This is a genomic window from Sphingobacterium sp. WOUb80 (assembly GCF_050058145.1).
Lineage (GTDB): Bacteria > Bacteroidota > Bacteroidia > Sphingobacteriales > Sphingobacteriaceae > Sphingobacterium.
Map to the genome: position 1 here is coordinate 2464907 of NZ_CP165617.1, position 11695 is coordinate 2476601.

At 38.5% G+C, this 11695-nt stretch carries 6 protein-coding genes and 1 pseudogene; 2 read left to right on the forward strand and 5 right to left on the reverse strand.

Annotation, left to right across the window (positions count from 1 at the left end; genetic code table 11):
* Position 1: 1 nt before the first annotated feature.
* From AB1Z56_RS10370 to AB1Z56_RS10380, 3 genes and pseudogenes are all read right to left on the reverse strand, one after another.
* A complete protein-coding gene (locus tag AB1Z56_RS10370; protein WP_426791973.1) occupies positions 2–1393 on the reverse strand; it encodes an RtcB family protein in 1392 nt (463 codons plus the stop codon).
* A 521-nt stretch (positions 1394–1914) separates the two neighbouring features.
* Entirely contained in the window at positions 1915–3228 is a 1314-nt protein-coding gene (locus AB1Z56_RS10375; RefSeq protein ID WP_426791974.1) for a PDZ domain-containing protein, read from the reverse strand.
* Between the two features lie 843 nt (positions 3229–4071).
* A pseudogene (locus AB1Z56_RS10380) lies at positions 4072–5254 on the reverse strand (IS256 family transposase).
* Between the two features lie 633 nt (positions 5255–5887).
* On the opposite strand from AB1Z56_RS10380, the gene AB1Z56_RS10385 reads away from it, so the two are divergent.
* Entirely contained in the window at positions 5888–6043 is a 156-nt protein-coding gene (locus AB1Z56_RS10385) for a hypothetical protein (RefSeq protein ID WP_426791975.1), read from the forward strand.
* 419 nt (positions 6044–6462) lie between these two features.
* Positions 6463–9483 (forward strand): lantibiotic dehydratase, encoded by a 3021-nt coding sequence (locus AB1Z56_RS10390; protein ID WP_426791976.1) that lies wholly within the window; start codon positions 6463–6465, stop codon positions 9481–9483.
* Here the strand turns inward: AB1Z56_RS10390 and AB1Z56_RS10395 are convergent.
* Both AB1Z56_RS10395 and AB1Z56_RS10400 read right to left on the reverse strand, forming a co-directional pair.
* Positions 9470–10363, reverse strand: a complete 894-nt coding sequence (locus AB1Z56_RS10395) for a histidine kinase (protein WP_426791977.1) — start codon at positions 10361–10363, stop codon at positions 9470–9472. The two genes, AB1Z56_RS10390 and AB1Z56_RS10395, sit on opposite strands and share 14 nt — an antisense overlap.
* 213 nt (positions 10364–10576) lie before the next feature.
* Positions 10577–11692: a sensor histidine kinase gene (locus tag AB1Z56_RS10400; RefSeq protein WP_426791978.1), complete on the reverse strand. Its 1116-nt coding sequence runs from the start codon at positions 11690–11692 to the stop codon at positions 10577–10579.
* Between the last annotated feature and the right edge of the window lie 3 nt (positions 11693–11695).

An 11695-nucleotide genomic window follows, 5' to 3' on the forward strand; every position in this document is an offset into this window, starting at 1 on the left:
ACTATTTATCCATGCGAACAATTTTTGGACTGAATGTACCAAGGACATGAACCAGTTCTTCCTGCAATTTCATCACCCGATGAATATCCTTATAAGCTCGCGGAGATTCATCCAGCGACCCACCGATTAATTCGACCCCATGGTCCTCTAAATCTTTCAGCATGGCACTTTTGGTCAAGCTATTTATACAAGCAGACCTCGACATCGCGCGTCCCGCTCCATGTGAAGCAGATTGTAAGCTCAAAATATTTCCCTTTCCTTCCACAATAAACCCAGGCGCTGTCATCGAACCAGGAATTACCCCCAATACGCCTTTACCTGCAGGTGTTGCTCCTTTTCGGTGCACAATACATTCATTACCATCCACAGATTCCTTCCAGGCAAAGTTATGATGATTTTCGATCGTCAACACAGGTTGTACCCCGAGTGCCTTGGCCAAACGTCTATGAATATCTTCATGGCATGCTTGGGCATATTCTCCGGCTAAATTCATGGCCATCCAATATTCCTGTCCCTCCTGTGTCGCCAAATCCAACCAGGCCAAGTGCTGAACATGCCGAGGTAAAGGACATAAACGAGCCGCAAGAGCTGTATAATGTTGAGCGATATTCGCCCCCAGGCCTCGGGATCCACTATGGGACAAGACAGCTAAATATTGCCCGGGTACTATCCCCCACTCTGCTCGTGTAACACCAAGCTCAACAACTCCAAGCTCGACAAAATGATTTCCGCTTCCAGAGGTCCCAAACTGCCTGTATGCCTTACTCAATAAGGATTTCAGCAGTGGAATTTCGCTGAATTCAGTTTTGGTAAAAATCGCATGATCGTGCTTCACCGGATGCGTGTCATACAAACCAAATTTGGTATTTTCCTTTAGTATATTTTTTAGCTGGAATTCCCGCCCCTTAAAATAACTGCCAGGTAAATCGAATATCGATAAGCTCATACGGCATCCTATATCAACTCCTACACCATAGGGTATAACCGCATTTTCTGTTGCCAAAACTCCTCCAATAGGAAGACCGTAGCCCGTATGTGCATCGGGCATCAGCGCCCCTTGCTTCGCAATAGGTAGTTTCAACGCATCGTACAGCTGCTTTTTTGCCTGCTCATCAATTTCATTTTCACCAAATATGGTAAATGGAGCACCATGCTCGTTAAGCTCCCGCATGCGTACTTCAACGGGTTTAACCAAGCCCTCAGAGACTTTCCCCCATATATTGTGCCCCATAAACCTATTGGGGTCCTTCAGAACCTCCGTTAATTCAAGAAGAATGGTTTCTTTATTTTCTTTCTTCCGATGATGCGTAATCAATCCTAAAGCTGTATTAACTATATTATTTTGTGGAAAACCTATTTTTAATAGATCTTTCCCAGATAATTTACTTCCCATTTTTATAAAAAACTATAAAACACTAGCCATCAAAGTTCTCTCGAAAATTGACAGCATTTTAAAAAAATTCGGGAATATTCTATTGGAATTAATCGTTCAATTCAGCTACTAAGCTGCTTACTACACATTTAACATAGACTCCATCGTGCTGCAGGTAAGCGCACAGCTATTAAGCCCATTAAAAATTTGCTTATGTTCATTGAACAGAAAATCCGGAAAATAAAAAGCCCGAATGAACTTCGGCTTTTTCATCTGTTTAAATTGGTTTATTCGAAACTATGGACTTGATCTAACGAACAATCTCTACGAGATTGCATACATCAAGATGCTTTCATAATTTAAAGAATATCTTAAATACAACGAAAAGCACGAAGATTGCCTTTGGCAAATCCATTTGCCTTAAAAGCTTGCTGTGTTATAATCTTGGCGACCAACATATCTCTTCGTGTTTAATTGTTAAAAAATTATTATCGGGTGCAAATATAGGTAAGTTAAGCTTAAACTTCCAATTTTTACAACATTTAATTTGAGTTGAATGGTAAGGGATCTTTTAAAACAAATTTAAAATCAAATGTACGCTCACCTCTTGTTATCCGAAACCTCATCTCCTTTCCCTCTTCTGTCTTGAATAGATTATGAATAGATTCCAGCGAGAAAGATGATGCGGATCTACCATTGATCCGTAGCACTTTATCGTCAGGCATCAATCCCGCAATTGCCGCAGGTGAGCCTGCACGTACCGTTGCAATCTTATACATATTTCTGAGTACAAAACGATATTGTACGCTATTATCCATTCTTACTTCTGTACCGCCGTCCTTCTGAAGAACAACAGGAATCTCTTCCTTTTCGTATTTAATCCCATCATGTATAATTTCCAAACCACTCATATTTAAATAGTAAAACCGATCGAAATCTTTATTCTTACGAAGGTATACCATTTTATTTGGATAGTCAAAAACGACCTTAAAGCGACGTAACAGTTCATTTCCAATGGAGCCTATCCGCTCGCTCACAAAAGTTGCGTGCTGCAAAGAGCTCAATTCGGGATAGGCAACCAGCGGGTAATTCATCGTAAATGGTCCCAACTCAAGGGACCTTATTCGATTTCTTTTCCCATAGATCTCACCATTAAAGCCCTGACCTATGTAATCCTCGATAAAGGGAGGTTTAATGTCAAAATTATTTAATTTTGAAGGAATAAGCATTAAAGCATCACTATTTCCCATATCAATTAACACACGGCCATCAATTGCTTCATTTCCCTGTTTAAAAGCCACCGATACATAGGGTCGACTATTTAAAATATCTAGAGGCAAAGGCTGCATTTTAGCCAATCCTTTCGGCTGACTATCTTTATGGTATAAGGTAATTCGATGTTTCTGAAAATCCATTTCTACCGGATAGTTTTCAAAAAAACGGCTTCCCATAATCCCATTGACCTCTATTCCGATTCGGGTAGAAATATCAATATGTGCATTTTGTAGAATATAGATCGGCTGATCTAAATCCTCATAAACATCAGCAACAATGACGTGATTATTTATAGACAGATAACCATCTAACCCTTCGCTCCTACCTAAACCCTGAAATTTATTAACGAAAACGGCACTGTCAATTGATTTTAAAGTCTCTCCAAATATCATCGTTTCCTTAACCCCCGTATCCAATAGAAAGTTCATCCGATATCCATTAACCTGAACCGGAATAACGACTAAATTATGTACAAAAAGGAAGGGCAGTTTAACATTCTTTTTTCCTTTTAGGACAAAGCCAACCTGCCCATGTCCGAGAAAAAAACATACTAATGCCAAAGATAAAAATAACGCTTTCATCCAAGTTTATATTTGGTATTTCCAATTTAAACAACAATATTCAGATAAAAAAAAGTTTACACAAAAAAAAGCTCCTATCTTATTACAAATTCGTGGGTAGTCAATTTATCTTTCTTATAGACAAGTCTGGTTCAAGATTACACCTCCTTTACCGTTTCTTTGCTGTTTTATTGCTTTTTTATCGTTAAAATACCAAAGAATAAACAAAGAAACACCACATAAATAGCGAACGAATACCAAGGAAGGTCTAATGAATGTAGCTACAATAAGCGAAGAAACACCAAAGAGTAAGCAATAGCTGCAGCAAATTAGAATCAAATAGTTATCAAATTAGTATTTTAGACATTGCTTGTTCAGTGATTGTTCAGTGCTTGCTCAGTGATCGCTCAGTAGACACTGAATAACAAGTGACTAATCGCTGTCTAAAAACTGATTGAAAATTGGGATTAGGTATAAGCTGATATCAGGATGTATCAGCTTTAATGTTTGTCTTGATCAGTTAAAATCAGCCAATTGTGGTAATCATCAAAAAAGTCAGACCCAACAAATGTAAAAAAAAAGCCTCTTTACTGAATGTAAAGAGGCTTTTGTACTCCTAAATGATTATTTGTTGAATGAATTTATTGAAAGTTTGAAAAGAATTGCTGCTTTAAATTACGAATAATCAACTTGTAAAAATGAGAGATAAGTTGATGCCGAATAATTTAGATATTTAATCACTATACTTCATTATAGGAAATGTAAGCAAATTGATGAGATGATCGAAAGTAAGCGTGATTGGAAGTTTATTCCAATCACGTGGAAGTGTAACTAAAACTGTGTCATTGGATAATTAACCAAAATCTAAAAGCCTCTATCAATTTTGAGCGTATCCCCCAATTTAATATAAAGTTGGGATATGGTCAAGCCCCAGTTATGCACTGGCATTGTCCACTTTTTAGAAATGTTCTTTATTATCAGAAATATCAGCTTCATAAGAGCCTGCTCAGAACTGAATGCACCCTTAGCCTTCGTAATTTTTCGGATCTGACGGTGTATTACTTCAATAGGATTAGTGGTATAAAAGTCTTACGCACCTGCTCATCATACTCAAAAAAGTAGAGAGGTTGATCCAGTTATCGAGCCATGACTTAGCGGCTATGGGATATTTCTTGCCCCATTTCTCTTCAAAGACCAGTAGTTTTTCATATTCCATTTCTTCGTTTACAGCTTTACAAACGGGCTTTAAATCTTCAATAACAGCCTTTTTGTCCTTTTCAGTAACGTAGCGCATGCTTGATCTAATCTGATGGACAACGCATAACTGACCTTTTGTTTTTGGAAAAATAGTTTCTATAGCTTCAGGAAAGCCATTCAGTCCATCAATACAGGCTATCAGGATGTCCTCTACACCGCGTTGCTTTAGATAGGTGAGTACGGATAGCCAGAATTTTGCTCCTTCGTTTTCCGAACTATAAAGCCCTATCAGGTCTTTGCGACCATCCATTCCTATGCCCAAGATATTATAAATGGCCCGGGACTCAACTGTACCATTCTGACGGACTTTATAATGCATGCAATCTAGGAAAACAAAGGGATAGACGTCTTCTAGCGGACGACTTCGCCACTCGCTAACAGCAGGCATGACGCTTTCTGTAATACGGGATATTTCAGTTGCAGAAATCTCCATAGCATACATCTCGCGGATAAAATCACTTACTGCACGTGTGCTCACACCTTTGGCATACATACTCAGCACATGACATTCCAGCTGTTCTGTTATAATAAGCTGACGTTTGGGAACTACCTTGGGCTCAAATGTACCAGATCTATCCCGTCCAGATTCAAGTTCAAATGTACCGGTATTAAGACCTCGAACCGTCTTTTTGACCTTGCCATTCCGACGATTGGAGTTCCCGGAAGCTTTATCTTCCTGAAGGTGACTTTCCATCTCGCTATCCATTATCGACTCCAGTAAATGCTTCATTAAGGGCGCTAGAACGCCATCATTGGGGGATAAACTTTTTCCGTTATAAAGACCTTGCATAGCTTCCTCTTTGAAGCGTTCAAAACGGCGAAGCCCCCTTGAGTGCCATTAAAAACAAACACTAACGAAAAATCAAATGGGGTCTTTTCTTTCATAACCATGACCTTTGAATAATGAAATATAAAAACCTTATTGAATTATTCCGTTGACAAAGTTTACGTTACAGTCTCCAATACTTAGGAAATTGCTGAATAATGCTATGCCATTTATAGTTATCTTGAAATTCCACAAAGCTTCTTTTTCGAATTAAATACGATATTAGGAGCCTCTAAAAAATATTTCTCAATTTGTTGTTTATTACATTATTATCCTATTAGTTTCTACATTAAAATTAGGGTTCTTTACCAGAAAACATAAAATAAATATTTTCAATTGTTCAGTTCTTCCAACTGCGAATAAAACAGGGGTAGTAATTCTTATTGCAACCTTCCCCGTAAGCACAATATTTTTATTTGGAAATACTGTCATCTACTCTTTAATTCATAGCTCTATTATTCATGTAGTTTTAAATTTGATCACATTATAAAATCTAAATATTGATCCAAAAGGGCAATTCATATAACAAAATCAACATGTTCATAAAAAAAAAGTGTACAGAAACGATAAAGAAATGATGTTTGTAAAAAAAATATTATGCAACAACAACCAACAAATGAATTACAGCACTATCTGGAACTTGAAGTACTGACAGTTTCCAACTTCAATACCAAGGTGATCCGAGCTTCGGGAAAAGATACCCTTTCTGATGATGAATCTGTTCCCACCTTCGTAACATCGACATTATTTTAATCGGTTTCCAACAATTATCCATTCCTATAATGGTCATGAATTGCATATTAATCGAAGATGAACCACTGGCCATAAGGCAGATTTCTCAATATGTTAATGGCAATTCCGGACTTAAGCTTGAATGTGTCATAACAGATATGGATGTCTTCTATACATCCATATCTGATTGTCGGCCTAGGATTGTATTTCTTGACTACTGCATTCCCGGAGTGTCAAATATCCCAAAGCTTTTGGTGCTGATCCCTAAGAACACTATCATTGTCATAACCTCGGTACTTCCACTTATTGTCTTTCCACAAATTGAAGACTATCTGTCAAAGTTCAAATATGTAGAACTTAACAAGCCTTTTTCAGCAGAAACATTTAATAATTGTATTGATAGAATTATTGACGGTCTGTAATCTCAAACAATAATATTCATGAAATTAGTTCACTGCAGTTTTTTTTTACTGCGCGCTCCTTCCTTACCGCTCAATGCACTTCAAGAAATCAATACAACCAGATCGGTTGAGGAATTAACCACTGCCTTCCGTTCATTATTCCAGCAGAACCCGGAGATTCTCACCGCCATGATTATATCCTCACAACATTTTGGAGGAATCATACAATCCTGGTTAATAGGCAACTCAGCACTTGAGGAGAAACACCTTTCCACTCTCTACAAATATATTTCCAGAATGGCCACAAGAGCAACACCTTTCGGTATATCTGCCGGTACTGCAATAGGAACTGTCTCAAAGGAAAAAACGCATTTGGAGATTAAGTCCACCACTAAGGTATATTCACGGTTAAGTGCCTCCTTCCTTTCGAAAAAATTCAGGGGAAGTGCCATGACTGGCAGCTTAAGCAAACTGCTTATCCACAGAAATTCCACTCTATTTTACCATGGAGGACACTTCAGATATGCACAGAAGTCGGCGTCTGAGGACACAGCGATCGATAGAGTAAAAATAAAAGTAAATCCACTTTTGAAATTAGTGTATCAAAAGGTCAGTGAAGGAACTACCTATCAAGGACTAGCCAATTACCTGGTAAATAATGGATTAGAACAAAAAGCAGCACAGCATTATATAAACCAGTTAATTTACTCGGAATTTTTAATATCAGACATCGAGCCTGCTCTTTCCGGAAACAAGTATAGAAAACTCCTCTCAAATTTGCCGTTACCTTCCCCACTAAGCAAATTGGCCTCTAACGTATCATATAGAATTGATCACGATGCCGCTGAGATGCTTCTACACTGGGAGAAGCTTTCTCAGGAAACCGAAGAAAACTTGCTATCGGAGCTGGAAATAAACAGACAGTTGATTCCGGTAAAAGTTAATATTGATCGCAACCTATTAGGTACAATAGCTAAGGAATTATCAGAACTCATTCATTTGGCCGAACCTATCGAAGTGCCTGAGATTGAATTCTTCAAAAAACAATTCATCGCAAAATATGATTTGCAGGAAGTCCCTTTACTTGAGGTTATGGATTCAGATATTTCCATTGGATACGGGGACAAAACAGAACAGTACAGAGCCGCAAATCCATTATTGAAAATGCTGGCACTGTCCTCGGCGCCACATCCTAAAAAAACAATCCGGAATCAAATAAATAAAAGGTTAATAGCCAATCAAAGGACCATTGAACTTGACACCGCAGATATCATGCCTTCTGAAAATAGTGAGATCCATATACCTGCTACTTCATTCGCTTTTGGCACCTTGCACCCAAAGTCAGGGCATACGGAGGATTTCTCATTTCAGCTGAAATCCTGGGGAGGGGCATCAAGCATAACGATGATGGCACGCTTTGCTGAAATCGATCCCGTGCTGAAAGAAAAATTACAGGAGTGTGTAATCCATGACCAGCAGGCGTACGAAAATTTCATTGTTGCGGAAATTGCCCATACTCCCCATGAAAAGGATTCCAATATCCTGTGCCGTCCAGATTTTTACGCTTATGAAATACCTGTCTTAGGAAACTCCTCAAAAACTAAGGAATTTCAGATTCCGCTTGAGGATATCGTGATTTCAATAAAAAACAATAAAATCTATCTCCGCTCATTAAGACTCGATAAATACATTATACCAAGAATATCCTCAGCCCACAACTATAAAAGAGGAAATCCTATTTATAGATTCCTTGGTGACCTCCAATTTCAATATGCTCCTAATTCACTTCGATGGAACTGGAAAGAACTTGAAAAAAACGCATTTCTGCCACGCATTACCTACAAACACCTTATTCTTTCAAGGGCACGTTGGTACATAGAGAAACAGGTTATCAAAAAACCGGATCATGTTCTGATCAATGATCTGATTGAAAATTATAAGCTTGACCATATAGTACTCCTCGCAGAGGGAGATAACGAATTATACATTGATTGCCGGACTTCCCATGGACAAGGTATACTGTGTGGGAAGTTAAGAAAGGGAGCTGTTATCCTTTATGAATTCTTAAACCCAGGGGAACCTATCCTAAAAAACAGCAAAAAACAGAGTTTCTTAAATGAACTGGTCATACCCTTCATGTCAAAGATTGAAAGCATCAATGTACCTGCCCTGCAAACGGTAGTTCCACAGCATTCACCTATACGTACTTTTCCTCCGGGAACCAGATGGTCCTATATAAAACTGTATTGCGCCCCTTCGGTTATGGATGAAATCCTACGCACAAGCATACACAACATAGCGGATCAATTGCAGGAACAAGGAATCGTTGATAAATGGTTCTTTGTTAGATTCAACGACCCCGCCCCACATCTTAGAATAAGGTTCCATCATCCGGAATCGTTCCCCAATGCATTTCAGGCAACAACGGAAATCTTCCAGACCCAGCTCAATCCTTTAATAGAACACAATAAAATTATGGGTATTCAATATGACACTTATGAAAGGGAGCTGGAGCGCTATGGATTGGAAACAATCGAAACAGCCGAAACAATTTTTGCTCTAAACAGTACGATGGTATTGAGATTACTGGGTACGGAAGGTAACTGCAATCCACATTTCCAATGGCTCGCTGCCATTAAAGGAATCGATTCCTTATTCAATTCTTTTAACGTCGATATCGGGGACCGGATCCTGTTCACCAGCCGCTGGGCAGAAAATCTAAAATTGGAACTAGCTGTTTCAAAAAATGATGCCAGGCAGATCAACAGCTCCTATAGAACACATAGAGAAATTCTTCAATCTTTCCTTCACTTAGATGCCGATGATCAAGAAGCAACTGAAAAAATCTTTAGGCAACATGAATCCGCCCTTCGAAAAGTATTAAGGCCTCTTACTAAAAAACAATGGGACTTTCTACGCTCTGCAATAGGCAGTATCGTCCACATGTTTCTCAACAGATTGTTCAGCACAGATCACCGTGCCAATGAAATGGTTATATACAGCTATAGTGCCCAATATTATAAATCGGTATCAGGCCAATCCGCTTCTAAAATGATTTAAGGTTTAATTTCAAGCCTAAATAACGTGACCCTGACATGCCTGTATCCACGATTTCAAATCTTTCCTTATAATATAGGTTCAATCGCTTTCTAGCGTGATAGAGGTTCATTTCCTCATCCATATAGTACTCGGTCTCCCTTCCCTTAGCGCATTCGTTAACATTTCTCCTGTAGATGTCCAACATCAAATGATCATTCACTATATCGATGCTGATATCGACATCAGCACTCCCGGAATCCCTATCACCTTTTTTAAGCACATCGTTAATGATTGGAATGATAAGAAGAGGACGGATTATATAGGGTTCCTCCATTCTGACCATCTCCCATTTAATGTGTATCCGTTTGTCAAAGAAATTTCTCATCAATAACAGATAATCTTCGACCGCTTCAATTTCACGGGACACTTCGATATATTCATTCTTCGAATCATAAAGTGTATAACTCATCAAATTTGACAAATGGATAATCAGATCTTTTCCTTTATCGATATCCACATCCAACAGGTAATAAATATGATTCAACGTATTAAAAAGTAAAGGTGGATTGATTTCTGACTTCAAAACGTTGAGCTCCCATTCAGTCTCATCCCTTTCAAGCTTCGCTTTGTTAATATTCTCGGAAACGATCATCCTGAAAAAACGGGGACTTACGGACAAGAGGAAAAGTACCAAAACTTCGTAGGCAAATGACCGCCATTCCCTCAACACTCCCCAAAAGCCCATTCCAACAAAGGCATTTAAATATTGTCTGAACCGATAAGAGTAAGAATCATCGTGTATCCTTAAAGTATAACATAATAAATAGGTCACAAATGCCCAGGTCACGAAAATCGCGGCGATCCAGAACACAATAATAGCACATAGCCTGAGGCTTATCATGTTCTTTCTGAATAGTTTTTCGGGCCAAAAGTAAAAACTAAGCATAGCGATAAGAAGATCCTTTGTACTTAAGAGAAGGAAGATTTTAAAATCACTTACCAATCTATGATAGTGAAGGGAGTAAAAAGTAAAAATAAAACCCCAAAACACAACCTGGAAAACAACCTGTTTTTTTGTGAAAACTAATTTTTTCATGCAGCTCTTTGATTTGGATCAGTTCCCAGTCGTAATTAATGGAATCTTCATATTGACACAAAATAAACTGTCCTTTTTATCTATATCCAGATTGTAACGCCCGGAGTAGTACAATTCTAACCTCCGTTTCACATTCATCACTCCGATACCTCCATATCCCGTCCGGCCCGTTCTTTCCCCTGCCTTACCTAAGTCGCAAAATCTGTTTTCAACATTCATATGTAAACATCCATCAGCAACTTTTACCTCGACAGACACAAAATTGTTGGTTGGATTCTTATCCGGGCCGTGCTTAAATGCATTTTCTATGAATGAAATCATTAAAAGTGGTATGACGGAATATTTTTCTGCCGGTCTGGAAATTTCTGATATGACCTTTACCTTGCTGCCATACCTAAGCCGCATCAGGGATAGGAAATCGCTTATGAAGTCCAGCTCTTTGTCAAGATCGATGGTCTCGTTTTTGGACTCATATACATTATAACGCATCAGTGTACTTAATCTTAAAACCATTTCCTTTCCCTTTTCCACATCAAAATCCAGAAGAAGATAAATATTATTCAAGGTATTGAATAGAAAATGGGGGTTTATCTGGGATTGCAGGAAATTCAATTCCAACTGCATATTTTGGCTTTCACGCCTATAATTGGTAATTTTTTCATCCACCGCAAACTTCATCCATCGCGGTCCCAATGCCAGTATAAAAATACTCATGAAGTCGGGACCAAAACGCAAAAAATCAATGATCATCCTACTGGGGCCCTTTGCGATCACATAATCAAGGAAAACGTCAAAGCGCGCATTATAACCGGTAGCAGTGGATCGAAAAAAATAACTCACCGCATAGGTCGATAATATCCAGAAGACATAGAATGTCAGAAACCAGGCTGCAAGAACAAAAAAAGTCCTGGCTAAAGAAAAGTAAGCACGGATACTCTTATCTGGCCACAGCAAGAAACAGATCAAAAATATACAAACATCCTTAGCAACAAATAGATACATATATGGCGTATCTCCAATTGCGTCGCGATAGGCTAATAGGAAAATAAAAAAAACGACGATCAAAAGGATGGCATTAAAAAGCTTGATTCCGGCAAAACCCTCAAACCAGTCCCTGATAACCTTTCCCTGCATATT